The following is a 25951-nucleotide window of genomic DNA, read 5'->3' on the forward strand; positions in this document are numbered from 1 at the left end:
TTTAAGAAATTTATAATGTCCATAATATGAAATTCATTATGTACATTATAAATTAACTTAATAATTACACATAATTTGCATTATAAATTAATTTAAGAATTACATATAAAAAATATAAGTAATTGCTGTAAGAACATAAGTTTCAAGAACGTTCGTTTTGAGAACATAAGTTTGATATTATCATATTTTTATGCTATAATAATAGAAATAGAGTGAGGTGTTATAATGAACGAAATAAAAGATAAACAATTAGAAATTTATGAGTTCTTAAAAATATATACAGAAAATAAAGGTTATCCACCTTCAGTAAGAGAAATCTGTGATGCTGTTAATTTAAGATCTACATCGACTGTTCATGGTCATCTAAAAAGATTAGAGAAAAAAGGATTAATAAGAAGAGATCCAACAAAACCTAGAGCCTTAGAAATTATGGAAACTTCTAATATGAAAAAAGAAATGTTAAATATACCTTTGGTTGGAAGAGTTACAGCAGGAACACCTATTTTAGCAACGGAAAATATAGAAGATACATTCCCTATTCCTATAGATTACATAAAACATAATGAAGAATTATTTATGTTAAAAGTAACTGGTAATAGTATGATTAATGCAGGAATACATGATGGAGATTATGCTATTATAGAAAAGGCTCCAACTGCTAAAAATGGAGATATAGTTGTAGCACTAATTGAAAATGATGCCACTATAAAAAGATTCTTTAAAGAAAAAGATCATATAAGACTTCAACCTGAAAATGATGCACTATCTCCTATTATTGTTGAAGACTGCATTATTTTAGGTAAATTAGTTGGTTTATTCAGAGCATATTAAAAAATAAGATTCATACAATATTGTATGAATCTTATTTTTTTACTACAATTTAAGGAGGTGCAGATTTTGAAAATTTCTATTTTAAAAAGCAGTAATAATAAAAATAATGACTTTATAGATGAACATAATAATGGCCATATTGTAAAAGAAGACTTTTCTTCTTTAATATTATTTATTAAAGTCATTATAGCATCCATTTATGCTTTTGGACTTGGATATAGCTTATTTTATAGTGGTGATGATTTTCTTAAAGTAGGAATTAAATTTTTACTAATACTAATAGTACTATATTTCTTAATGGAATTTCCTTATGCTCTTTTAAAAGCATCATTATTACCAAATGCTTTTAATAAAGATATAATTAAATTGAATTTAAATCCCTATAATATGAGTATATCTATATCTTCTAGGAAACCTATATCTAAAAATAGAGTGTTAATAGCATCAATAGTACCTTTTATAATATTAGCTTTAGCTCCAACTGTAATTAGTTATATATTAGAATTTAATATTTATTTATATGCTATTGCTTCTGCCTCAGCAATAATTTCTATGTCTGATTTAATATTTTCAATAATTCTAATTAGTAATGAGTCTGTTGGTGAAAGTTTAATAATTACACCTTATGAGTATATTGATTCAAATATATCACTAAAGGAAACTTCACTTGATTTAGATAAAGATGATAAGCTAGAATGTAAAGATGAATTTTGCTATCAGTTATTAGAAAATATAGATAAAAGTAAAATAAAAAGCAGCTTAATTGAACGAAATAAAGATCCAGAATATATTAAAGAGATGATTTTTAATGTTGATGATAGTAATGAATAACAAAAACACTAGCTATGTAATTAGCTAGTGTTTTTTGTTAAATATAAAGCTATTTTAAATTATCCAATTATATTATTTAAGGAAATTAATATACCTATCTTAGCATGGTCAAATGTAAGACCACCTTGTAAATAAGCTATATATGGCTCTCTAATAGGTGCATCTGCTGATAATTCAATTGAAGAACCTTGAATAAATGCTCCAGCAGCCATTATAACTTCATCATTATATCCAGGCATAGCCCAAGGTTCACATTCAACAAAAGAATCTATTGGAGAACCTTTTTGAATACCCTTACAGAATTGTATAAGTTTTTCTTTATCTCCAAACTTAATAGCTTGAATAATATCACTTCTTTTTTCGTTATATTTAGGAAGAACTTCAAAACCTGCAAGTTCCATTATTCTTGAACAAAATACAGCACCCTTTACAGCTTCCATAGCTATATGCGGAGCTAAGAATAAGCCTTGATAGAATTGTCTCATAACTCCAAATGTTGAGCCGCACTCTCCTCCTATTCCAGGAGTAGTTAATCTATAACTTGCTTGTTCTACATATTCTTTTTTACCAGCTATATATCCACCAGTTGGTGCAATTCCTCCACCTATATTCTTTATAAGAGAACCTGCAATTAAATCAGCTCCAACGTCTGTAGGCTCTATAATATCGATAAATTCACCATAGCAGTTATCAACGAAAACTACTACATCTTCTCTTATGCTTTTTACAAATTCAATAACTTCGCCAAGTTCTTTAACTAAGAATGAATTTCTCCATCCATAACCAGTACTTCTTTGAATATGTACAAGCTTTATAGTTTCATCAGATGTTAGTGTTTCTTTTATTTTATCTAAATCAAATTTACCATTTTTCAAATCAACTTGCTTATAGTTAACTCCATATTCTCTAAGTGATCCTATATTTTCTTTACCACTTATCCCAATTATGTTATGTAATGTATCATAAGGAGCTCCTGAAATGCATACCATTGTGTCCCCTGTTCTTAAATTCCCAATTAAAGCACAGCCTATAGCATGTGTACCATTAACAAAATGAGGTCTAACTAATGCACTTTCAGTATTAAAGACTCTTGCATAAACTTTATCTAATGAATCTCTTCCTATATCATCATATCCATATCCAGATGAGTTTGTAAAGTGAGATTCACTTATTCTTTCATCTTGGAAAGCCTTCAATACTTTTAATTGATTATACTCTCTTATTTCATCATATGATTCAAAAACCTCTTCTACATCTTTTAAAGCTTTCTTATATAGGTCAAATGTTTGAGGCTTAAAATTAAAGTTTTTCATCATTAATTCTTCTGTTTCTCTTAGCATAACGTTATTATTACATATCATTTAATAATATGTAATTTCTCCCTTCTAAGTAATTAAATAAGCTATTATATCACATAAATAAAATATTATCATATTTTAGCATAATTTCATAGTACATAAATTATATAAAAATATTATTGTAAATCTTTATTTACTAACACTAACATCTTTAAAAACCTTATTTAAATAATCTCTTGAAGTAAAGTTTCCAATTGTCGTTTCAAATTGTCACATGAAGTAAGAATTTTTTATCATTTGCTATTTAGTTATTTAGGTTTATATGGTTCTAAAATTCTTGTATCCAACTTTGAACTATAAATTTTTTAGCCTTATTTAAATAAAAAAGTAGGCAAAATGCCTACTCTTCATCATTATTAAATAAAATTGGTTTTGCTGGTGTTATAGTTGTTATTGCATGCTTGTAAACTAACATTTGCTTACCATCGCTATCAAGTACAACTGTAAAACTGTCAAATCCTTTTACATATCCTTTTAGTTGAAATCCATTAGTTAAGTATATAATAACGGAAATCTTATTTTTTCTTGCTCCATTTAAAAATATATCTTGTAAATTGTTTGGTTGTTTATTCACCATATTCACCTCCGCATAATCCTTACAATATTATTATACAATTTATGGTAGAAATTCACCAACTATTCTTTTAAATATTTCATCTTCACTAAATATATCTTTATCTAAAATAATAGCTCTTGGATCTCTTCTAAACCAAGTTAATTGTCTTTTTGCATAATTTCTTGAACCCTGCTTAATCATTTCTACAGCTTCATTTAGAGATATCTTATTTTCTAAGTAATAAAATATTTCTTTATACCCGATCCCTTGCATTGACTGTACAGATGAATTATACCCCATTTCCTTTAATTTTATACACTCTTCAAGTAAACCTTTATCCATCATTATATCTACTCTTAGGTTTATCCTATTATACAGCTTTTCTCTATCCATATTTAGAACATAATAAGTTACATCATAATGACCATTATAAAACTCTTCTCCTACATTAAATGAACTAAAAGGTTTCTTAGTTAACTTATATACTTCCAAAGCTCTAATAACCCTTTTTCTGTTATTATAATGAATTTCTTTGTAACTTATAGGATCTATGTCCTTAAGCATATTATGGATATATTCATTACCATGTTTTTCTGCAAGTTCTTCTAATTCACTTCTATACTTTAAATCATTTTCTGCTTCTGTAAAGTTCATATTGCATGTTAATGCATTTATATATAATCCTGTACCACCAGTTAGTATTGGAAGCTTTCCTCTAGATATAATATCGTCTATACATTTTTGTGCCATTTCTTTATAGTCAGCAACAGAAAACGGAGTACTAGGATCTACTACATCTATCATATGATGTGGAACACCACACATTTCTTCTTTAGTAATTTTAGCAGATCCTATATCCATATATTTATAAATTTGCATTGAATCTGTTGATATTATTTCTCCATTTAATTCTTTTGCTAATTTTATAGATAAATCTGTTTTCCCAACTGCTGTCGGACCTGCTATAACTAAAACTTTTTCTTTCATTGTTACTCCTTTTATACTATTCTTCTAAACTTTTTATCTAATTCATAGTTTGTAAACTTAATGATTACTGGTCTACCATGAGGACAATGGAATGGATCATCTATATATCTTAAATCATTTATTAGTTTTTCCATTTCCATTTGATTTAAATAATCATTAGCTTTAACAGCAGCTTTACATGCAAGTGTTGCAATTCTATTGTACTTTACTTCTGTTGTTTTACCGCTACCTAATGATTTTATATTATCTAAGATATTAATAAATAAATTCCTCGGATCAAGCTTACCTAAGAAATAAGGCACTTCTTTAATTGCTATAGTATTTCCACCAAAGTTTTCAATAGAAAAACCTGCCATAGTAAACACCTTTGAATTTTCTTCATAATAACAAAAATCATCTGTAGTTAAATCTATTAAAGTAGGTACTAATAGTTGTTGTACTACTATATCCCCCTCTTCTATGCTCTTTAAATACTTTTCAAAAAGAATCTTTTCATGAGCAGCATGCTGATCAATCATATATAGCACTTCATCATATTCAGCTAATATATAAGTCTTATTAAACTGCCCTATTATTCTTAAATTAGGGAACTTTGCATTTCTATTTTCTATATTATTTAAATTTTCTTTATTACTTACTACATTTTCATTATTTACTTCGTTACTTTTAATTGCTATATCTGTATTTACTTCATTATTAGAAATTTCTTTTTTATCTTCATAAACTACAGTATTTGAATCATAGTTTATAGGTCTATAATCAAAATTGTTGTTATCATCTATATTATTGTTATTATTATGTGTTTTAATATCTAATTTACCAAGTTCTTTTAGGTTCTTAAGATTATTATAAAGCTCTTCTTCTCTCCTTAAATCCTCATAAGAAACTCCTGGCATTGTATTTATTTCATTTTCCTTATTTTTATTACTATTATCTTCATAGTAAGATAAAGGTAAGTTATTTGAATTTGAATAAGTATCATTTACATTTATGTTAAAAGATATTTCCTCAACAACTTCTGTAGGTACTTCATCCTTATGTTCTTTTTCTTCCTCTGGTATATAGAAATCATTAAAAACTTCACTTTTAAAGGCTTTATGAACTACATCAAATACCTTTTTAAATATCCCTCTATCTTCTTTAAATTTAATTTCAGCTTTTGTTGGATGTATATTAACATCTACAAACTCTGGATAAACTTCAAGGAATAAAACAAAGAATGGAAACTTATTAACTGTCGCAAAGGACTTAAAGGCATTTTCTATTGCTGCAACTATAGTTTTATTCTTTATATATCTGCCATTAACAAAGATACTTTGATTATTTCTAGATCCTCTAGCTATTTCTTCTTTACCTATATATCCATATAAATGAATTGCATCTTCTGCACTTTCAAAGTATATTAAGTTTTCACTTATGGCTTTTCCATATACAGTTCTAATAACATCTTTAAGATTACCTGTACCATAAGTATGTAATACCTTCTTACCATTGTTATAGAACTTTATAGATACATCAGGATTAGATAAGGCTATCCTTGAAACTATATCACTTATTAATGCCCCTTCTCTAGAAGTAGACTTTAAAAACTTTCTTCTAGCTGGTACATTATAAAATAAATCTCTAACTTCAATTATTGTTCCTTTATTAGTTCCAGTTTCAGATTCAGAAAGTATTTCTCCACCTTCTATTGAAATTTCAGAGCCAAAATCTACTTCATTTATTTTACTTCTTAATAATACTTTTGATATAGATGCTATAGAGGCTAATGCTTCCCCTCTAAAGCCTAATGTCATAATAGAATATATATCCTCTACATTTTGGATTTTAGATGTTGCATGAGGCATAAAAGCCTTTTTAATGTCATCTTTATGTATTCCATTACCATCATCTATAATTCTTATTAAAGAAATACCACCTTCTTCTATGTCGATGGTGATATTTTTTGCTTCTGCATCTATTGAATTTTCTACTAATTCTTTTACAACTGAAGAAGGGCGTTCAACCACTTCTCCAGCTGCTATTTTATTAGAGGTATGTTCATCTAATAGATTTATTCTTTTCATATAATCACCTCAATTATGTACCCTTTTTTAATTACTTCACCCTTTTAGCCTCAAGAATTAACTTGTATAATGTATTCATTGCATCCATAGGAGTCAATGCCATAACATCTATATCAGCAAGTGAATTAATTAAATTTTCTTTTTCTATCATTGTAAAATCTATTTGATAGTCATTTATTTCATCTTTAGAATTCTTTTTCTTTTTAGAATCCTTCTTTATAATAGTATCTTCTAATACTGAATTATTTATATGATCACTTTCTTTTGCTATATAACTTTCATTAGATTCTTCTTTAGCATTATCTAATGAGTTATTATTTGCAGTTGAAACTGGAGCTTCTACAGATTCTTTAATGCTAGTAGATTTATTTACTTCATCTTTTTCAATCTTATCAGTTGCAACTTCTTTTAATGAAGTAACATCTAATGAATTACTATTTGATGTATTTTCTAGTGAAGATAATATTTCTTTAGCTCTGTCAATAACTTGTGTTGGTAATCCAGCAAGCTTTGCAACTTCTATACCATAAGATTGATCTGCTCCACCTTCTACTATCTTTCTTAAGAAGATTATATTATCATCTATTTCACTTACAGCAACAGAATAGTTCTTAACACCTTCTATTACACCTTCTAGTTTAGTTAATTCATGATAATGGGTAGCAAAAAGTGTTTTACACTTAAGGTTATTATTTTTTGATATATATTCTATTACAGACCAAGCTATACTAAGTCCATCATATGTTGATGTTCCTCTTCCAACCTCATCTAATAAAACTAAGCTTTTAGATGTAGCATTCTTTAAGATGTTAGATACTTCCCACATCTCAACCATAAAGGTAGATTTTCCACCTGCTAAATCATCAGAAGCACCTATTCTTGTAAATATCTTATCACATATAGAAATATTAGCAGATTTAGCTGGTACAAATGATCCTATTTGAGCCATAAGAGTAATAAGTGCCACTTGTCTCATATATGTAGACTTACCTGCCATATTAGGACCAGTAATAAGTAAAAGCCTATTATCATTTGAGTTTAATGTAGTATCATTAGAAACAAATTCACCTTTTCCAATTACTTTTTCTACAACTGGGTGTCTTCCCTCATTTATTTCTATAATTCCATCTTCATTTATGCTAGGTTTAACATAATCATTTTCTACAGCTATTAAAGATAAAGTAGATAAAGCATCTAAGTTACCAATAATTCTAGCACTTTGTTTAAGTCTTGCAATTTCTTTTTCTATAGCTTCTCTTATTTCTATAAATAAGTCGTATTCTAAAGATACTAGCTTTTCCTCTGCTCCTAAGATTTTATCTTCCATTTCCTTTAATTCTTGAGTTATAAATCTTTCAGCATTTGCGAGTGTTTGCTTTCTTATATATCTACCTTCAGGAATTGAACTATAATTAGCCTTTGATATTTCTATATAATAACCAAATACCTTATTGTAGCCAACCTTTAATGATCTAATTCCTGTAAAGTCTCTTTCTCTATTTTCTAGAGCAGCAATCCATTCCTTACCATGAAGTTTTGCTGTTCTTAAACTATCTACCTCTTCATTGTAACCACCCTTAATTATGTTACCTTCCTTTAAGGCAATAGATGGATCATCTAAAATAGAATTAGATAAAAGTTCTTTAATATCAGTAAGCTCATCTAAATCCTTATACCATTCTTTTAGTATATTTGATGATGCTTCTGATAAATGAGACTTTATACCTGGTAGCTTTTCTAATGAGCATTTAAGTGAGATTAAGTCCTTAGCATTCGCATTTTTATTAGAAATCTTACCTACAATTCTTTCTATATCATAAATTTCTTTAAGTAAACTTCTTAAATCTTCATTAAAATAAGCATTATTATATAGTTCTTCTACACCTTCTAATCTCTTTTCAATTTCAGATTTTATTATAAGAGGTTCTTCAATCCATTTTCTAATTGCTCTTCCTCCCATAGAAGTAGCAGTCTTATCTAAAACCCAAATTAAACTACCTTTTTTAGATTTTTCTTTTAGATTTTCAGTAAGCTCTAAATTTCTTCTTGAGTTACCATCTATAGTCATATAATTAATTATGTCATAATACTCTAAAAGATTTATATTAGTTAAAGTCATCTTTTGAGTATCATAAATATACTTTAATAAGGCTTTAGATACAGTCTTAGATAAATCATTTAAATTAGTAATGCATACTTCTGAAAATTGTTCTAGAAGTTCTTCTTCAGTACAAATACTCTTACTTAAATCTCTCTTAGTAATTAGTGCTGAAGAAATAGAAGTAATTTCTGATAATAATTCATCACTTATATTAATATCTACAATTATTTCCTTTGGAGCAATTTTAGTTATTTCATCTAATAAACTGGCTTTTATTGCTGTAAAACTCGTTACTTTAAATTCTCCAGTAGATATATCAGAAGAGGCTAACCCGTAATAGCCATTATCTTCAACGATACACATTAAATATGTATTTTTATATTCGCTATCTTCAGTATTTTCTATATATGTACCAGGAGTTATAACTTTAATAACATCTCTCTTAACTATACCTTTAGCAACAGAAACATCTTCAACTTGTTCCCCAATTGCTACTTTATAACCTTTATTAACAAGTCTTGCTATATAAGATGAAGCTGCATGAAATGGGATTCCACACATAGGAGCTCTTTCTTCAAGACCACAATCTCTTCCTGTTAAAACAAGTTCTAATTCTCTAGAAGCTATTTTAGCATCTTCAAAGAACATTTCATAAAAGTCACCTAATCTAAAAAATAAGATACAATCTTTATAATTTTCTTTTATTTCAAAATATTGTCTCATCATTGGAGTTAACATATTTTTATTACCTCACATCCCTAAATTTAAGTACAAACCTTGTAAACATAAGGTTTTATGACTATTATACTATAAAGTTGCAACAATAAAAAGTAATAAGTATTAAAGTAGAGTTAATAAGAAAAATGACCTTATCAATTTCAAACTTGATAAGGTCATTTTTAAATTAATATAAAGATTTATTTTATAATCTAATTTGCAATATCAGTATTAGCTGGGTCAAAAGTAGTTGGATCTATATTCATTATTAACTTAGTAATTTCATTATCACTAGTAATTTCCCAACCATTTTCTGATTTTTCTAGAGTTATATCTCCAGTTCTATCTGTAAATGTAACTCCATCTAAAGCTTTTACCATAATATCATCATATAGTTTATTTTGTTCTGCTTCTGTCATTTCTGTACCAGAAAAAGCTTGTGATAATACACTTGTAAACATTTCTTGAATGGACGTAGCAATTACAGCAGCTATATCTGGTCCATTAACTTTAACATTAACTGTTGCCTTTTCTCCATCAATACTTTCTGAATTAATAGTATAAGTAAGCTTTTGTATTTCAGTAATCATCTTTTTAGAAGAATTAGTGTCAGTTTCTTCTACATTACTTAGTAATGTAGAAATTGTTGCTTCATCAGCACCTTTAATTTCATCAAAATAAGTTTTTACTGTGTCAGATGGAGATGGATCTTTGCTTTTACACCCATAAAAAGCAGTAATTGATAGTACTAAAGTCATTATTATTGATATTCTTTTTAATAGTTTCATATATTTACCCCCTATTTAACTACATATATATTTTACTACATTTCCATATTAAAGCAATTAAATTAGTTAGTTTATTATCTATAAAAAATTATAATAAATGTAATATTCAGTATAATATTTCATATAAGAGATAAAGATAAAAAGAAAAATAATCTTATCAATTAAAAATAGATAGGATTATTTTTCTTTTTAATAATATAGAATATTATTGCATATTTCTCTTAGTTTAATAGAGTAATTAGTAATTCCTCAATACTAAATACATCATTAGTTTCAAATAATTCTTCTAAGGTTTCAATGTTTTCTTCTAAGTGTTCTACATCCTTAGAATATGTATGAGCTATGTCAACCATATCTGTATTTGTAAACTCTTTATTTTCTAGATATCTTACTACACATAATTCTTTTATCATTATATAGCTTATTAATGCTATTTTCACCTTAGCTAAAGCATCATAGTCAAAAACAGCCTTCATAAAGTATCTAAATAGAAAGTAAACTAGTATTTGTTCAAATTCATAGCTTTTTGCTTTATAATATTCATCAAACTTTTTATGAATATCTAAGTAAATATCTTTATCATCTTCATTTTGCCAAAAGTATCTTAAGGCATCTTCTAACCCTAAAATGTCATTTGGCTTAATATGCTTTAAATCTCTAAAGACTTCTAGAACTTCTTTTATGTTAATATATTTTTTTGTAGTTTTCCCATTATATACTTCAATATCATTAATAGTTGATTTAATAAAATCCTTATTTAAGAACTTATCTTTAACTAACTTAATTGATTGAATATCATTTGAATCTATCTTTTCTTGTACTTCATTTATAAAAGTAAGAACTAAAGCACATCTTATTTTTAAATCTATTTCTCTATTTTGCATAATATCAAAAATTATTTTTCTACATTGCATAAGATTAATATATAGCATTGGATTAATATCATTATAGCTAGTTATTTCTTCATCATTTTCACTTAATTCAAATTCTACTTTATCAGATTTTCTTAGTATTATTCTTGCAGCTTCAGGACATGATAAGGATATACCAGTTTCACGAGTATTTCCAAACTCCTCTAAGTAACGAGGGTACTGTCTACATGTATAACAAAGACTTTCTGCTCCTAAATTATTATATATATCACATAAATTATTTTCGTTTAAAAAAGAGCATCTATCTCCATTTAAGACAAAAACATTTTCTTCATCTTCATTAATTATCTTGCTTCTTAATTCATCTCCAAATGTACTATCTACAGACAAATACTTTTTATGACTTTCTTCATCTATAACTATTCCCCATCCAGCACAACAAGTATCTTCACATTCAGAAGCTATACATTTAAATTCATCAAAGTAATCTGGCTTTCGTATTTTCATTTTTAACCTCACATCATATGTATTTATTATTTTTGTACATACTAATTGTAATACTCACTATAAATCTATTCAAGAATATGTTTATTTTAAATTAGTTTATATAATATTTTGTTTATAATATAGGTGTAATTAACCATATAAAAATAGCCTTTAATATACTCCTTTTTAGTATATTAAAGACTATTTTTTATTAAAATCTAAATAGTATTATTCTTAATTTATAATCTGATATTTATTATTAAATTGTCCAATGAATAAGCTTACAATGAATAAGCTTACTTTGTTAAATAAAATACAATTATGTGCGAAAAATACCATCAACTGTTATATTTTGTCCAGTTAAATACTTGGCTTTATCTGATGCTAAGAACACAGCTGTTGCACCAATTTCTTCTGGCTTTCCAAGTCTTGCTGCATATACACTACTTTTTATCCAAGTCTTTAATTCTTCTGGAAGAACTGATACCATATCTGTTTCTATAGCTCCTGGAGAAATAGCATTTACATTAATTCCTATTGGTGCTAAGTCTCTAGCAAGTGTTTTTGTTAATCCAAGAAGCGCTGATTTTGAAGAAGCATATGCAGAGCTTCCTAATGCACCTGTTGAAGCACTTGTAGAAGATATAAAAATAATGCTACCCGATTTTTCATTTAGCATATATGGAACTATTAGTTTTGACATATAAAAAGGTCCATATGCATTTGTTTTCATAACTTGATCAAATTTTTCTATTTCTGTATCCATTATTGAACCATTAAATTCAATACCTGCATTGTTAACAAGTACATCAATAAAACCAAATTTACTTATTGATTCTTGAACCAACTTTTCACATTCATCATATTTTGAAACATCTGCTTGACATACTAGAACTTCAGCTCCTAGTGATATGCACGCATTAGCTACATCTTTAGCTCGTTCTACATTGCTATTACAATGAATAATAACATTATATCCTGCTTGAGCAAATTCTGTAGCACATGCCGCACCTATTCCTCTTGATGAGCCTGTTATAAGAGCAACTTTTTTACCCATAAATTAATCATTCCTTTCATTTAGTCATACCTTTATATTAAATATTTTTATAAATTTATTATTGTATTATTATTGGAATATTGTATCAATTTTACTTATTACTTTAAATTATTTTACTTTATTACTGTTATGTATGTTATAATATCTATATTGTTAATTATTAGGCATAGTTCTTCTAGGAGTGATGTAAATGTTTTCTGACGAAAGTAGTTTTTTATCTTTAGATGATATAGAATATATCTGTAATAAAACCTTTGGAATGTTAAAAATACCAATATTCTTTTTTAACTCTAGTGGTATAATTCTCTTTAAGTTTTCTTATAAAGATAGTACTAACCCCTTATATAGTAATACTGAACAACTTTTAAATGACTTTTTATCTATTAATGACGAAAACACTCCTATAAATATTAAATCAACAATGTATCATGAAAATTATTTTATTATTAAAGTAATTACTAGTGACAATATTAGTGGAACTCTTTTAGTAGGACCTACTATTTCTTCTGAAATTGATGAAAAGTCTATTAATTCAATTATAAAAAAGTTTGATATCTTAATAAAATATAAAGGCAGCTTAATTAATTATTATAACAATATCGTTATAATGGATTTTAATAGTTTTATAGATGCAGGACTACTTCTTTATCATTCCATTTATCATGATAAATTAGATTTTACTAATGTAGTAAATATTGATGAAATGCTTATTGATGTTGGGCTTAAAGATAGCAAAGCCTTTTATATTTCCAATTCAAAGAAAAGAAGAAATAGTAGATTGCATCATTCTCAAGAATTTGAAAGAAAACTATTGAAACATATAACAGATGGAAATTTAGAAGAGGTAATAAAATTTTTAAAATATACTACTTTTGACGGTGAATTAGGAATTAACTCTAAAAATCCTTTAAGGAATTTAAAGAATATTTTTATTAGCTATACATCAATAGTGTCCCGTGCTGCTATAGAAAAGGGACTTGCTTGGGAGGTATCCCTAACACTTACTGATTTTTATTTTGAAGCAGTAGAAGAACTTAATACCATAAAAGATATAAATGAATTATTTTTAAAAATGATTTTAGATTATACAGAGCATGTAAACAAAGTTAAAATGTATAACTACTCTTCTGCTATACTTAAATGTCAAAAATATATATTTGAACATTTATATGAGAAAATATCCCTTTCAATCCTAGCAGATTACTCATCTATGAATCCTTGTTACCTCTCACATTTATTTAAAAAAGAAGTTGGACTATCTATTAGTGATTACATGCAAAAAGAAAGAATTGAAGAATCTAAAAAATTAATTTTATCTGGTAAGAAATCTCTTGTAGATATTTATGTACCTTTAGGTTTTATTGATCAAAGCCATTTTTCAAAGACATTTAAAAAATTTGTTGGAATAACTCCAAAAGAATATAAAACATTATATTTTCATGAAATATGATTATATAATTTAAAGTGTATATGAGTTATATAAATATTTCATTATTTTTAAATTTATAAACTTTTAAATTTTATTGAAGAAAAAAATTAATTGTTTTATAATTAATTTAATAACTTTTGGAGGAATAATTATGAAAGCACTAAATAACTTATATAAATTTATACATCATCATTGCTAGAGAGACTTGCTCTTATAAAAAGAGTGCAAGTCTATTTTAAGTGGGCTTGTATCTCTTGGCTATGATATGTAAGTGCAATCATATTTTTGTAAGCCATGTGGGATATTAGCCTACATGGCTTTTTAATTTAGAATTAAATATAAATACTAATAATTCTTATATTGCTATTCATTAGTATTAAATGCTTAAATAACTAAACTAAAATATTAATATAAAGGAGAAATGAAAATGAGTAACTATAAAATTAAACCAAGTATTTTACCAGGATTTATGGAGTTATTACCTATAGAACAAAGAAAATTTAATGATATTGTAGAAAAAATTACAAAGGTATATGAAGAAAATGGATGCCTTCCAATAGATACTCCAATTATAGAAAAAGCTGAAGTTTTACTTGCTAAAAGCGCTGGAGAAACAGAAAAGCAAGTTTATGCATTTCAAAAAGGATCTAATAATTTAGCATTAAGATTTGATTTAACAGTTCCTTTTGCTAGATATACTTCTCAATACTTTAATGATTTAACTTTTCCATTTAAAAGATATCAAATAGGCAAAGTATATAGAGGAGAAAGAAATCAAAGGGGACGATATAGAGAGTTTTATCAATGTGATGTTGATATTATAGGAAAAGATAAGCTAAGTATTAAAAATGATGCTTTAGTTATAAGTTTAGCTTCAAAGGCTTTTAAATCAATAGGATTAAAAGATTATAAGTTTCAAATAAGTAATAGAAAAATACTCTCTGCTTTATTAAGTTCTCTAAATATCGAAAGCTCTATTGATGTTATGATATTAATCGATAAATACGATAAAATTGGTGAACAAACATTTAAAGAAGAACTAGATAAGTTAGTTAATAAAGAAAGTGCAAAAATAATAAAGAAAGTCATAAATATAAATGGATCTAAAGATAAAGTATTAGAAGAATTAGAATTATTAAATATACAAGATGAAAAATTCACCTTAGGATTAAATGAACTTAAAGAAGTTACTACTACTTTAGAAGTGCTTGGGGTTGATGAAAGCGAATATATAATAAATTTAAAAATTATAAGAGGATTAGATTACTATACAGGAACAGTATTTGAAACTTTATTAATTAACAATGAAGAATATGGCTCAATTTGTTCTGGTGGTAGATATGATAACTTAGCAGAAAATTATACTAATAATATCTTACCTGGAGTTGGAATTTCAATTGGTTTAACTAGATTATTCTTCGTTTTAAAAGAAATAGGATTTGTTGAAAGTTATAAACTTCCATCTAAGGTTGAATATTTAATTATTCCAATTGGTGATACTTTAAAATATTGTGGTGAAGTATATAAAAAGTTAACTGAGTCTGGAAAATCAGTAGAAATGTATTTTGAATATGATAAATTAAAGAAAAAACTTAATTATGCCAATAAGTTAGAAATACCGTACGTTATACTTTTAGGTGAGGAAGAAGAGGCAAATAAATCTATAAATATTAAAAATATGATTACTGGTAAACAAGAAACTATAAAATTTGAAGATATTTTTTAAGGGGAGCTATCAAATAGGCTTAAAATAAACTTCATCCTCCATTAAATAAAAATAACCTTAAGCACTACATCTGTATTGCTTAAGGTTTTATAATACTTACAACTTGTCACTATGCATTAACTTCTTTTACATTTAATCTATTATTTGTTTTTTTACCTAAATTAATTGCAATAGAAGCTATTAAACATGTGATAATTGCAGCCAATAATATAGATATTTTTACTATATTTAATACATTTTCATTACCTGTAAATGCTATTTCAGCTACAAATATAGACATAGTGAAACCTATTCCTGCAAGCATTCCAACACACATTATATCGTACCATTTTACATCTTTAGGCTTCTCTATTACTTTAAACTTAGATAAAACAGATGTAAATAACATTATACCTAAAGGCTTTCCTACAACTAGCCCAACAATTATACCTAAAGCTACCTTTATTGAACCTTGTGGTATTGATGAAATATTCATATTTATTGCAGTATTAGAAAATGCAAATAACGGAAGTATAATTAAATTAGCATATGGTGCTAGTACATGTTCAATCCTAATTAATGTACATTCAAGTGTATCCTTATTACACTTACTAATCGGTAATGTAATAGCTAATAAAACACCACTTATAGTAGCATGTATTCCACTTGCAAATATACAAAGCCATAAAATAAATCCTAGTATAAAGTAAGGAGTAAGTCTTTCTTTTTTATCAATTTTTCTAAGTGATAATAATATGATAAATGTTACAGCACCTAAAACTAGCGGTATTATCTTTATTCCTGACGAATAAAATATTCCTATAACTGCAATAGAAATCAAATCATCAACCACTGCTAAAGTTAATAAAAATATTTTAAGGGAATTACTAAGTTTATTCTTAAATATCATAAATGCTCCAACAGCAAATGCTATATCCGTTGATATAGGAACACCTATCCCATTAACATATGACGTACTTCTATTAAAAATAAAAAATATAATAGCTGGTATTGTTACTCCCCCAATTGCAGCAACAATTGGAAAAGATGCTCTTTTTACATCTGATAAATGCCCTCTTATAACTTCCATTTTAATTTCACAGCCTACAACTAAAAAGAAAATTGCCATTAAAAAATCATTTATAAACTTGTGCAAATTAAAATTAGGGAATATTTCTATATGATGAAATATAGTACTATATAATTCCTTTAATGGGCTATTTGCAATAATTAATGCAAAAACAGTTGCAATTAATAGTAATAATCCAGGTAAAGCCTCCCATTCTAAAAGTACTTTTAACTTACTTAAATAATTTCTTTTTTCTTGTGTATAATACATTTAGTCCCTCCATCTGTAAAGTGTTCTAACTACTTTATTTTACATATTATTACATAAGTATATTTTTTAGAGATACACTATAGTATATTTCCAAAAAATATATTATTTTACGCAACTATTATTATAACAACTATCCAACACTTTACAATAAAAGTTATATTTTTAACCCTTTTTATACTTCTTTTATACTTTCTTTGAAGGCCATATTGATATTTTTTCACTTTAAATCACATATAATTATATTTATAATTATATTTATGTATTTTTTTGTAAATGTATACGATATCACCAAATTGCTATCTTTTTTCATTTGTTAAGTTTATTTCATTAGTATCATTACTGTTAAATAGAATATTGTTAAACTAATCTATTGGTTGATTATATTCTTATAAGTAAAATTGATTTCTATTTAATGAGTTAATTATAATTATATATACTGTTTATTTAATAATAAAAAAGTAGTTAGTTTTGGTTTTATACAAAACTAACTACTATCTCAGCTATTATAACTACCTCTATTTATTTTACTTCTATTTGATTAATAAACCCTTTGACGTATTAAATTAAAAGATATTATTTTTGTATCTATATATTCATAAGTTAAATATATTGGTGTATCATTATCATCATAATTAACCCCTTTTAAAATTAAAAAGGACTTTATATCATCTTTACAATTAAATATTTCAGTTAGTTCTTTCTCCTTAGAATTATTGGTTGTAGAAATCGTCACTTTATCCCAATATATTTTTATATTATTTTTTTCTAAGAGAAATTTGTATAATGAATCATTATATTTAAGTAAATCTGATACAAAATCATTATCATAACCTAAGATGCTTAGTGGTAAATAATCTATACAATAAACACAAGCATTATTATCTGCAAAAAAAGTTTTTTTTAATATTAATACGTCACTTCCCTCTTCTATTCTTAAAATATTACTTAAACTTAAATCTGCATTTATAAATTCATGACTTATATTTTGAATTTTAGATTTATATCCACTTTTTCTTATAATTTCACCAAATTCATTTATAGGATTTAATTTAGTATTAAGCTTAATAGCTTCAACATTTATAAAAGTACCTTTTCCTTGTCTTCTAAAGATAACACCTTCAGTTGCAAGTTCATTAAGAGCACTTCTAACAGTTATCCTACTTACCCCTAAATCCTTTGATAGGTTTTCTTCACTTGGTAATTTATTGTTAACATCTAAATTCAATGTTCTTATATACTTTAAAATAGATTCTTTTGTTATTTGCGTAAGTGATTTTGTTTTTATTGGTTCTAACCCCATATATCCTCCATAATATTCAAGTTATATTAAAATTATTATCAAATTAGTTTACATAATTATATATTATTATATAATTTTACCATAACAAACTCAATAAAATCATTTTAGAAAACATTTACAAATAATATTGATTTTTACAATTTATGGTAGTAAAATAAAATTTGTAATACGTATTACCTATTTTATTTTTAGAGGAGAAATATTTATGTATAAAGATCACATTTATTATTTAAGAAAGTGTGTTGAAGTATCTAAAAGATCTAGAGAAAGTGGTAATATGCCATTTGGATGCATTCTAGTGGATAAGGATGGCAATATAATTATTGAACAAATGAATATTGAGGGTACAGATTATAAATGTACTGGTCATGCAGAAACTCAACTTATGGAAAAAGCATCTATGAAATACTCAAAATCATTTCTATGGGATTGTACTTTATATTCTACTGCTGAGCCTTGTGCAATGTGTACAGGAGCTATTTATTGGGGAAATGTAGGTAGAATAGTTTATGGATTGTCTGAAAGGGATTTATTAAATCTAACTGGAAGTGATCCTAAAAACCCTACTTTTGATCTACCTTGTAGAGAAGTATTATCTAAAGGACAAAAAGATATTAAAGTTATAGGGCCATTCCCTGAGATAGAAAATGAAGTTGCAGATGTTCATAAAGACTTCTGGAATAAATAAAATTAAATATAAATTATAAGGAGTTGTATTATATTGGCTTTTAAAAAAGATATTGAAACCAATACTAAAGAGTATGAATTTACTTCTGTACCTAAGGATCAAAGAAAAAGCTATACAAGTTTAACTATTGTATGGACTGGATACGTCTTTGTAGTAACAAGTATGATGACTGGTGGCGGATTAGCTGCTGGATTAACATTTAAAGAAATAGTGTACGTGTGTATTTTAGGAAATATCTTTTTAGGAATAATTGCTACCCTTGTAAGTATAATTTCAAGCAAAAATGGGCTTAGCTTTGCGCTTCTTACTAAATATAGTTTCGGTACGAACGGTTCAAGGATTGCATCATTTTTTGTTCCCTTTGTAAACTTAGGATGGTATATAATACAAGCTGCTACCTATGGACATTTTATTGCATTAATTTTTAATTTAGGTTCATTTGGTGAAGGCATAGCAATGATTGCAAGTGCATTAGTAATGGGAGTCTTTGCTTTATCAGGCATGAAGGCAATAACAATTTTAGGATATGTTTCTATACCTGCAATTGTATTTCTTTCAATTGCTACATCAGTAAAAGCAATTCAAATTACTGGAGGAATAGAACATATATTATCATATAGACCTTCTGCTCCAATGGCAATAAGTACAGGAATAACTGCAATTATAGGTACTTGGATTTTATCTTCTGCAACATGTATTGCTGATATAATGAGATATGCCAAAAATACTAGAGATGCAATAGCAAGTTCACTTACTGGATTGTTATTAGGGAACTCATTAATGATATTATGTGGAGCATTAGCAGCTATTGCTGTAGATAATAGTGATTTACCTGCTGTATTACTATCTATGGGATTACTTATTCCATCAATTATACTTATGACAACAAATATATTTACAACTAATGCAGCAAACTTATATTCAAATTCATTAAATTTATCTAATTCATTTAATATGGATAGAAAAAAGATGATTACTATCCTTTTAATTATAGCCGCAATAGGAACATTAACAAAACCATATGAAATAAATTTCTTATTTACATTTTTAAATACACTAGGTAATATTATTCCTCCTCTTGCCGGAATTATTATTGCTGATTATTTTATTCTTAATAAAGGACATTATGAAGACTTCAATAAAGTCACATTTAAAAATTGGAATGCTTTGGCCTTTATTACTTGGATAATATCACTTATTTTATCATTTGTATTACCATTTGGCCTTCCAGCATTAACAAGTTTAATTTCTTCAATCATAATTTTCCCTGTACTAACTATAATAGTTTCAAAATTAAATGTTAAAGGAGGCAAAAATTATGAAGAAATATAAAATATCAGCAATTTTAGGCACTATCCTTATGGGGATTTGTTCCTTTTTAGCATGTATATCTAATAATATTGCTTTAATTAATATAGGAAATATAGGCCTTTTAGTTAGCATTGGTATAATGTCCTATGGCTTTTCAAATTGGCAACCATAAAATTCGCGTTAGAAATTAAATTACTTTATATTATAAGTTTATTATATAAATGCCTCCTTTTATTATCTAACTATTATAAAAGGAGGCATTAAACTTTTTATATTAATTTAAAATTGTTTTATTATAAGTACTATTAGAAAAGTAAAATAAGATCTATAATGCTATTTGTATATTTAACCAACTCATCATAACTGAGAGGCTTAATAGAATTTATAATTCCTTTTAGGTTATTATTAAAATCATTTAAATATTTTAACAAATAGTTTTTACTATTAGTATATCCTACGATAAATGAATCATCTTCTAAGTCTAATATTATTTCATCTATTATTACTTGAGATTTTGAAGCTTTGACATTAATTTCAGAAATTAACTCATCTGTAAAAGATAAGTTATTTTGAATATTTTGCCTCATATTACTTGTAATTTTTCTTAGTATATATATTTCATCATTTAAATTAACGTAATTCTTCTTTCCAAGTATCTTTTCTATTAACTTTCTATCCAAAGCACCCTCCTTAATATTATTAAAATTAAACTTAATATAATTCTAATGTTATTGAGGATAATTTTCAATAGATTAATATAATAATATCTACAATTACAAAAATTATTATGTAAATTTATATTTTTTTAATTATCTTTTATAATTCTAAAGATTTATCATTTATCTCGTTATCATGCTTCTCATTTGATCTTGATTCTATTGCTAAATAAGTAACTGCTATAAAAATAACTAAACAGCCTATAATCTTTTTAATATCTATAGATTCATTAAATAATAATAAGCCACTTATTACACTAGTAATTGGTTCAAATAAAGAAAATATTGAAGCTGAGGTAGATCCTATAATTGATACTCCTACTTGAAATAAAATAACACCTACTATTGATGTTAATAATGATATAATTATCATTAAAATATATATTTTTAAAGAAAGATTAAATTTTATATAACCACCAAAAATATTACCTATTAGCATTTCAAAAGAAACAAAGGAAACTATGTAAAAAGATAGTTTATATGGGTTTATTTTAACTAGTTCTTTCTTTTCAAGATATACTATGTAAAAAGCATAAGTTAGTCCAGATATTAATGCCATTAATGCTCCTAATAAATTATTGCTACTTTTCATGTCCATAAAAAGTGCTACACCTAGAAAAGCCATTACTAAAGATAGTACTTTTCTTTTACCTAACGTTTCATTAAAAATAAACCTGCATGCTAAGGCAACGAAAATTGGATACATAAAATGTAATGTAGTAGCTACACCTACCCCTATATATGAATATGAACTATATAATAAAGCTGTAGTTAAAGCAACACCTATTAAGCTAAGAATAAATATATGTTTTAATTCTTTCTTTTCTACTTTCAAAGAAATTCTTTTGTATTTTAATATAAAAAATAAAATTGGAATAGCAAGTAAATTCCTAAAAAAAGTCATAGATAAAGAATTATTCCCGAATTCATAGGTTATATTTGCTAAAGCCGGTGTAAATCCAAAGATTATTGCTGATAGTATTGTAAATAAGATGCCTTTAATCTTCATATTATCCCCTTCTTTTCTAAATAAATTTTTACCAACACTAGGTTTATTTTACTACAAAGTTTCTCTAATTACATCATCTTTAAGATTAATTCGTATATTTAAATTGTCCTATAGACAAACTAACCATGAAAGGTGGTTATTATGATGAAAAAATTTTTTTATACTCTTTTAATTTTTTTATGCTTGAGCTGTAATATCGCTAAAGCTCAGCCTCCGATATATACTAATATTTTCAATCAAGGTGTTTATAAAGTAGACTCAATTGTTAAAGTTCTAGGAAGGGATATCTCATTTATACAAAACATATCTAGTGAAAAAAGTGTTTATTTCTTATTAGTGGATGAAAATCAATCAGTAATACAAGCACTTAAAATGGAGCCTAATTCTCCTAAGTATGATTTACACAAACTAGAACCAAACTTTAAAATAATTTTAATTGGTGAAGGATCAGCATTTTTATCTTAAAACATTTTAACTTTAAATAATATAAATTTACTTGAAAGGCGGTTTAACTTATGAAAAAATTTATTTTTACGCTATTAATATCTTTATCTTTATCTTTTAATGTTGCTGCGACCGGGTTTCAAGCACCTTCTAAAACACTTGCAGAAGGTGTTTATAATGCAAACGCTCTTGGTATTTCACTAAATGAGATAAATTATGCCCAAAATGTTTCAGAAAAAGGTACTACTTATCTTATTATTTATGATGAGAGCAATACTATAGTTCAATCGATAAAACTAATGCCTAATTCTCCTAAGGTTCAAATATATCCTCAGTTGGACCCTAGCTATAAAATAATAGTAATTGGTGATGGCTCAATAGTTTTATTACAAACATAATTTAAATATTTATGATTTGATAAATAATTGTTGAAATTTATCTAATAAAAGCCTTAAAAATGTATCTATATACGCATGTTTTAGTGAATCTTATTTTAATTTAAAGCATAGAATATATTATTAAATACAGCTATCTTTATAGGGAAACTTATAATTTTTAATATCATTATTTTAAATTTAATCAAGTGCTTTAATTACATAAAATTATAAAAGGGGGATTGTTAATGTTCTGTAAAAATTGTGGGAAAGAAATAGACGATAATGCAGCAGTATGTATACATTGTGGAGTTGCAACAAATTCTGCACCTGCTGTTGTTGATAATGGTGGATTTGGATGGGGACTATTAGGATGCTGTATTCCAATTGTAGGTTTAATTTTATTCTTAGTTTGGAAAGATACTAAGCCTAAAACATCTAAGGCTGCTGGGATTGGGGCTTTAGTTTCAGTTGGTATTTATATATTATTATACTTATTTATATTTATCCTAGGTGCTGCAGGTGCTTCATATGGTTATTAAGAAATGATTGAAAAATTCTTTTTTAAATGGTTGCCAATTATATTTGGATGTCATTGTAGAGCTGATAGATCTTTTTATTTTAAAAATAAAAAATTTCCTATATGTGCGAGATGTACTGGCGAGCTAATCGGCATGATTTGTTCGCCATTTCTATTTTCCTTTTATCAACCCACTATCCTTTTAAATTTAATTTTAATGATTCCAATGCTTTTAGATGGTTTTATTCAATTATTAACCCATTATGAAAGTAATAATATAAAAAGAGTTTTAACAGGATTACTTTTTGGATATGCATTAAGTAATATATTTATACTATCAATAATTTTCACATGGAAGTGTGGTTATAATTTTGGAAGAAATATTTAGGGAATAAGGAAATGTCAATTCTTCTTTATATATTCTAAATTACTTGAAATACATAAGCTTTATAAGTATTTTTTAAATATTAAATAATAAAATAAAAGTTGTATAAGATTAAGTATTACTAATTAATCCTATACAACTTTTTAATTTTTATCATTGAGTTTAATAATAGTTAGTTTTAATTATTATTTTACTTTGATTCCTCTATATATGCTTTATCAAAATATACATGTCCAAGCATTGAAACTCTAACTCCCTTAACTTCTGGCTTAGCCCCAGTTGTTTTATTGTAGAAGTAAAGTGGAATTATTGGCATATCTTCCATTAAGATATCTTCTGCTTGCTTCATCATATCCCATCTCTTATTTACATCAGCTTCAACCTTAGCACCATTAACTAATTCGTCATACTTAGGATTTGAATAACCAGCATCGTTGTTTCCTCCACCTGTTACCCATAAATCTAAGAATGTCATTGGATCAACATAATCTCCAAGCCAACCATGTCTTGCAATTTGATATCCACCTTGTTGTCTAGTATTTAAGAATACTTTCCATTCTTGGTTAGTAAGCTCTACATTTACTCCAATTTTAGCCCAGTCTTGTTGAATTACTTGTGCTACTAAATTATGAGATCCTTCTGTATTATACATAAATTCTAAAGTTGGTATTCCTTCTCCATTTGGATATCCAGCTTCAGCTAGTAATTTTTTAGCTTCTTCTATATTAGGTTTATTTGCATCATAATACTTTCTATCAGCAAAATCTTCTCCTTCAGCGTTTAAAATTCCTTCTGGAACAAAAGCATATGCTGGAGTTTGTTTTGCTTTTGTAACTTCATTAACTATACCTTCTCTATCAATTGCAATAGATAAAGCTTTTCTTACTTTTTCATTACTTAAAACTTTTTTTGCATCTTCAGATAAAGTTGATTGTTTACCAACATTAAATACTACCATGTAGGTACCAAGATTTGGATGGATTGTAACTAATCCTTCAGCTTGACCACTTTCAATTTCTGATGGTGGAACTGTATCAACCATGTCAAATTCACCAGATTTTAATGAAGCATAAGCAGTATTTTGATCAGTAACTAATTTATAAACTACTCCTGGAAGCTTTATATCATCTTTGTTCCAGTAATTTTCATTCTTTTCAAATACTAATTGATCTTTCATATCCCATTGAGCTAATTTGAAAGGTCCATTTGAAACATAAGTTTTTGGATCTAGTGCCCATCCTTCTGGATCACTACTAACTATATCTTCTCTTAATGGCATATAAGTTGTAAATGTAGTAAGCTCTAGGAAGTAAGCTGTTGGTGCTTCTAAAGTTACTTTTAAAGTATGATTGTCTACAACTTCAATTCCAACATCCTCTCTAGTTGCTGTACCTTCGTTAAATTTTTGCGCATTTTTTATATAAAATAATTGATAATTATATTCTGCTGCTGTTTCCTTGGATATAGCTCTAATCCAAGAATACTCAAAATCCTTTGCTGTTACTGGTTCTCCATCTGACCATTTAGCATCTTTTCTTAACTTAAAAGTATAAACTAAATTATCATCTGAAACTTCATAACTTTCAGCAACTCCAGGAACTGCTTTTTCATTTTCATCGAGTCTCATTAAACCTTCAAAAGCATTATCTATTACTGATCCTGATCCTGATGAAGTGTTTAATGTAGGATCAATTGTTTCTGGATCCTCTCCTAAATTATAGATCAATTTTCTTGATTCTTCTTGTTTACTTTGGCAGCCTGCAAATACAGACATTCCAAGTGCAAGTGTTAATGCTACGGCACAAATTCTCCTTAATTTTTTTGCCTTCATAAAATTATTCCCCCTTAATATTTATTTTTTTAATTTAATAATAAAATTAAACCCCAATGATTTCTTTTTTTATAATCTAGAAAGAATTTATATACACTTCTTATTTGTATTTATTCTTCTGATTTAAACAAATAATACACTTTAATACATAAAATGTCAATATGTATTTTTCAAAAAAATTAATATTTTATATAAAATCTTTAAATTGTTAGGAGTTTTTATAATTAATTTAATAACTATAACCTTATTT

The 25951-nt window shown here is 26.5% G+C and carries 24 protein-coding genes; 11 read left to right on the forward strand and 13 right to left on the reverse strand.

What is annotated here, in order from left to right:
* Positions 1 to 225: 225 nt before the first annotated feature.
* The gene (lexA, locus tag J2Z25_RS15525; protein WP_008678813.1) at positions 226 to 831 is read left to right on the forward strand and encodes a transcriptional repressor LexA; all 606 of its coding nucleotides are present in this window, start codon (positions 226 to 228) and stop codon (positions 829 to 831) included.
* Between the two features lie 57 nt (positions 832 to 888).
* Positions 889 to 1662 (forward strand): metalloprotease family protein, encoded by a 774-nt coding sequence (locus tag J2Z25_RS15530; protein ID WP_278600926.1) that lies wholly within the window; start codon positions 889 to 891, stop codon positions 1660 to 1662.
* Between the two features lie 59 nt (positions 1663 to 1721).
* Here J2Z25_RS15530 and J2Z25_RS15535 read toward each other — a convergent pair whose 3' ends face one another.
* The 8 genes from J2Z25_RS15535 to J2Z25_RS15570 form a co-directional block, all read right to left on the reverse strand.
* A complete protein-coding gene (locus J2Z25_RS15535; protein WP_209741250.1) occupies positions 1722 to 3002 on the reverse strand; it encodes a methionine gamma-lyase family protein in 1281 nt (426 codons plus the stop codon).
* Positions 3003 to 3360: 358 nt separating this feature from the next.
* Positions 3361 to 3597 (reverse strand): RNA chaperone Hfq, encoded by a 237-nt coding sequence (hfq, locus tag J2Z25_RS15540; RefSeq protein WP_008678807.1) that lies wholly within the window; start codon positions 3595 to 3597, stop codon positions 3361 to 3363.
* Between the two features lie 39 nt (positions 3598 to 3636).
* The gene (miaA, locus tag J2Z25_RS15545) at positions 3637 to 4563 is read right to left on the reverse strand and encodes a tRNA (adenosine(37)-N6)-dimethylallyltransferase MiaA (RefSeq protein WP_209741226.1); all 927 of its coding nucleotides are present in this window, start codon (positions 4561 to 4563) and stop codon (positions 3637 to 3639) included.
* 11 nt (positions 4564 to 4574) lie between these two features.
* Positions 4575 to 6629 (reverse strand): DNA mismatch repair endonuclease MutL, encoded by a 2055-nt coding sequence (mutL, locus tag J2Z25_RS15550; protein WP_209741227.1) that lies wholly within the window; start codon positions 6627 to 6629, stop codon positions 4575 to 4577.
* Between the two features lie 31 nt (positions 6630 to 6660).
* The gene (gene mutS, locus J2Z25_RS15555; protein WP_209741228.1) at positions 6661 to 9468 is read right to left on the reverse strand and encodes a DNA mismatch repair protein MutS; all 2808 of its coding nucleotides are present in this window, start codon (positions 9466 to 9468) and stop codon (positions 6661 to 6663) included.
* Between the two features lie 191 nt (positions 9469 to 9659).
* Positions 9660 to 10235 (reverse strand): hypothetical protein, encoded by a 576-nt coding sequence (locus J2Z25_RS15560; RefSeq protein ID WP_209741229.1) that lies wholly within the window; start codon positions 10233 to 10235, stop codon positions 9660 to 9662.
* 221 nt (positions 10236 to 10456) lie between these two features.
* Positions 10457 to 11614, reverse strand: a complete 1158-nt coding sequence (gene fliB / locus J2Z25_RS15565; protein WP_209741230.1) for a flagellin lysine-N-methylase — start codon at positions 11612 to 11614, stop codon at positions 10457 to 10459.
* Positions 11615 to 11912: 298 nt separating this feature from the next.
* Positions 11913 to 12650, reverse strand: coding sequence for an SDR family NAD(P)-dependent oxidoreductase (locus J2Z25_RS15570; protein ID WP_008678796.1), 738 nt, complete (start codon positions 12648 to 12650; stop codon positions 11913 to 11915).
* Between the two features lie 190 nt (positions 12651 to 12840).
* Here J2Z25_RS15570 and J2Z25_RS15575 point away from each other — a divergent pair, with 190 nt between their 5' ends.
* Entirely contained in the window at positions 12841 to 14100 is a 1260-nt protein-coding gene (locus J2Z25_RS15575) for a helix-turn-helix domain-containing protein (RefSeq protein WP_209741231.1), read from the forward strand.
* A 406-nt stretch (positions 14101 to 14506) separates the two neighbouring features.
* On the forward strand, positions 14507 to 15805 hold the full coding sequence (hisS, locus tag J2Z25_RS15580) for a histidine--tRNA ligase (protein ID WP_209741232.1): 1299 nt from the start codon (positions 14507 to 14509) through the stop codon (positions 15803 to 15805).
* A 109-nt stretch (positions 15806 to 15914) separates the two neighbouring features.
* Here the strand turns inward: hisS and nhaA are convergent, their stop codons facing one another.
* Positions 15915 to 17123: a Na+/H+ antiporter NhaA gene (gene nhaA, locus J2Z25_RS15585; protein WP_209741233.1), complete on the reverse strand. Its 1209-nt coding sequence runs from the start codon at positions 17121 to 17123 to the stop codon at positions 15915 to 15917.
* 538 nt (positions 17124 to 17661) lie between these two features.
* Complete coding sequence (locus tag J2Z25_RS15590; protein WP_008678787.1) at positions 17662 to 18423, reverse strand: GntR family transcriptional regulator; 762 nt, start codon at positions 18421 to 18423, stop codon at positions 17662 to 17664.
* Positions 18424 to 18628: 205 nt separating this feature from the next.
* On the opposite strand from J2Z25_RS15590, the gene J2Z25_RS15595 reads away from it, so the two are divergent.
* Genes J2Z25_RS15595 through J2Z25_RS15605 form a run of 3 tightly spaced genes read left to right on the forward strand, consistent with a single transcriptional unit; the run spans position 18629 to position 20594 of the window.
* Positions 18629 to 19111 carry a nucleoside deaminase gene (locus J2Z25_RS15595; protein WP_209741234.1) on the forward strand — a complete coding sequence of 161 codons (483 nt, stop codon included), beginning with the start codon at positions 18629 to 18631 and terminating at the stop codon, positions 19109 to 19111.
* A gap of 33 nt (positions 19112 to 19144) precedes the next feature.
* Positions 19145 to 20443, forward strand: coding sequence for a cytosine permease (locus J2Z25_RS15600; protein WP_209741235.1), 1299 nt, complete (start codon positions 19145 to 19147; stop codon positions 20441 to 20443).
* Positions 20430 to 20594, forward strand: coding sequence for a hypothetical protein (locus J2Z25_RS15605; RefSeq protein ID WP_008678783.1), 165 nt, complete (start codon positions 20430 to 20432; stop codon positions 20592 to 20594). The genes J2Z25_RS15600 and J2Z25_RS15605 overlap by 14 nt, the downstream gene beginning before the upstream one ends.
* 133 nt (positions 20595 to 20727) lie before the next feature.
* Here the strand turns inward: J2Z25_RS15605 and J2Z25_RS15610 are convergent, their stop codons facing one another.
* Both J2Z25_RS15610 and J2Z25_RS15615 read right to left on the reverse strand, forming a co-directional pair.
* Entirely contained in the window at positions 20728 to 21102 is a 375-nt protein-coding gene (locus tag J2Z25_RS15610; RefSeq protein WP_209741236.1) for a hypothetical protein, read from the reverse strand.
* Positions 21103 to 21238: 136 nt separating this feature from the next.
* Positions 21239 to 22147, reverse strand: a complete 909-nt coding sequence (locus tag J2Z25_RS15615) for a DMT family transporter (RefSeq protein WP_209741237.1) — start codon at positions 22145 to 22147, stop codon at positions 21239 to 21241.
* A gap of 183 nt (positions 22148 to 22330) precedes the next feature.
* On the opposite strand from J2Z25_RS15615, the gene J2Z25_RS15620 reads away from it, so the two are divergent.
* From J2Z25_RS15620 to J2Z25_RS15635, 4 genes are all read left to right on the forward strand, one after another.
* A complete protein-coding gene (locus tag J2Z25_RS15620; protein ID WP_245173432.1) occupies positions 22331 to 22612 on the forward strand; it encodes a hypothetical protein in 282 nt (93 codons plus the stop codon).
* A gap of 50 nt (positions 22613 to 22662) precedes the next feature.
* The gene (locus tag J2Z25_RS15625; RefSeq protein WP_209741238.1) at positions 22663 to 22989 is read left to right on the forward strand and encodes a hypothetical protein; all 327 of its coding nucleotides are present in this window, start codon (positions 22663 to 22665) and stop codon (positions 22987 to 22989) included.
* Between the two features lie 224 nt (positions 22990 to 23213).
* Positions 23214 to 23507, forward strand: a complete 294-nt coding sequence (locus tag J2Z25_RS15630) for a zinc ribbon domain-containing protein (protein WP_209741239.1) — start codon at positions 23214 to 23216, stop codon at positions 23505 to 23507.
* A gap of 3 nt (positions 23508 to 23510) precedes the next feature.
* On the forward strand, positions 23511 to 23873 hold the full coding sequence (locus J2Z25_RS15635; RefSeq protein ID WP_195960071.1) for a DUF2085 domain-containing protein: 363 nt from the start codon (positions 23511 to 23513) through the stop codon (positions 23871 to 23873).
* Between the two features lie 187 nt (positions 23874 to 24060).
* Here the strand turns inward: J2Z25_RS15635 and J2Z25_RS15640 are convergent, their stop codons facing one another.
* Positions 24061 to 25701: a peptide ABC transporter substrate-binding protein gene (locus J2Z25_RS15640; protein WP_209741240.1), complete on the reverse strand. Its 1641-nt coding sequence runs from the start codon at positions 25699 to 25701 to the stop codon at positions 24061 to 24063.
* Positions 25702 to 25951 lie beyond the last annotated feature (250 nt).

Source organism: Clostridium tertium (genome assembly GCF_017873245.1).
Classification (GTDB): Bacteria; Bacillota; Clostridia; order Clostridiales; family Clostridiaceae; genus Clostridium; species Clostridium tertium.

Bases quoted from the DNA above. Each gene is read 5' to 3' on its own strand.
- J2Z25_RS15595 (WP_209741234.1), top strand. From the start codon at position 18,629: ATGTATAAAGATCACATTTATTATTTAAGAAAGTGTGTTGAAGTATCT.
- J2Z25_RS15590 (WP_008678787.1), bottom strand. From the start codon at position 18,423: ATGGGGTTAGAACCAATAAAAACAAAATCACTTACGCAAATAACAAAA.
- hfq (WP_008678807.1), bottom strand. From the start codon at position 3,597: ATGGTGAATAAACAACCAAACAATTTACAAGATATATTTTTAAATGGA.
- J2Z25_RS15535 (WP_209741250.1), bottom strand. From the start codon at position 3,002: ATGCTAAGAGAAACAGAAGAATTAATGATGAAAAACTTTAATTTTAAG.
- J2Z25_RS15615 (WP_209741237.1), bottom strand. From the start codon at position 22,147: ATGAAGATTAAAGGCATCTTATTTACAATACTATCAGCAATAATCTTT.
- lexA (WP_008678813.1), top strand. From the start codon at position 226: ATGAACGAAATAAAAGATAAACAATTAGAAATTTATGAGTTCTTAAAA.
- J2Z25_RS15625 (WP_209741238.1), top strand. From the start codon at position 22,663: ATGAAAAAATTTATTTTTACGCTATTAATATCTTTATCTTTATCTTTT.
- J2Z25_RS15570 (WP_008678796.1), bottom strand. From the start codon at position 12,650: ATGGGTAAAAAAGTTGCTCTTATAACAGGCTCATCAAGAGGAATAGGT.
- nhaA (WP_209741233.1), bottom strand. From the start codon at position 17,123: ATGTATTATACACAAGAAAAAAGAAATTATTTAAGTAAGTTAAAAGTA.
- J2Z25_RS15635 (WP_195960071.1), top strand. From the start codon at position 23,511: ATGATTGAAAAATTCTTTTTTAAATGGTTGCCAATTATATTTGGATGT.
- J2Z25_RS15575 (WP_209741231.1), top strand. From the start codon at position 12,841: ATGTTTTCTGACGAAAGTAGTTTTTTATCTTTAGATGATATAGAATAT.
- J2Z25_RS15640 (WP_209741240.1), bottom strand. From the start codon at position 25,701: ATGAAGGCAAAAAAATTAAGGAGAATTTGTGCCGTAGCATTAACACTT.
- J2Z25_RS15605 (WP_008678783.1), top strand. From the start codon at position 20,430: ATGAAGAAATATAAAATATCAGCAATTTTAGGCACTATCCTTATGGGG.
- miaA (WP_209741226.1), bottom strand. From the start codon at position 4,563: ATGAAAGAAAAAGTTTTAGTTATAGCAGGTCCGACAGCAGTTGGGAAA.
- J2Z25_RS15560 (WP_209741229.1), bottom strand. From the start codon at position 10,235: ATGAAACTATTAAAAAGAATATCAATAATAATGACTTTAGTACTATCA.
- mutS (WP_209741228.1), bottom strand. From the start codon at position 9,468: ATGTTAACTCCAATGATGAGACAATATTTTGAAATAAAAGAAAATTAT.
- fliB (WP_209741230.1), bottom strand. From the start codon at position 11,614: ATGAAAATACGAAAGCCAGATTACTTTGATGAATTTAAATGTATAGCT.
- mutL (WP_209741227.1), bottom strand. From the start codon at position 6,629: ATGAAAAGAATAAATCTATTAGATGAACATACCTCTAATAAAATAGCA.
- hisS (WP_209741232.1), top strand. From the start codon at position 14,507: ATGAGTAACTATAAAATTAAACCAAGTATTTTACCAGGATTTATGGAG.
- J2Z25_RS15630 (WP_209741239.1), top strand. From the start codon at position 23,214: ATGTTCTGTAAAAATTGTGGGAAAGAAATAGACGATAATGCAGCAGTA.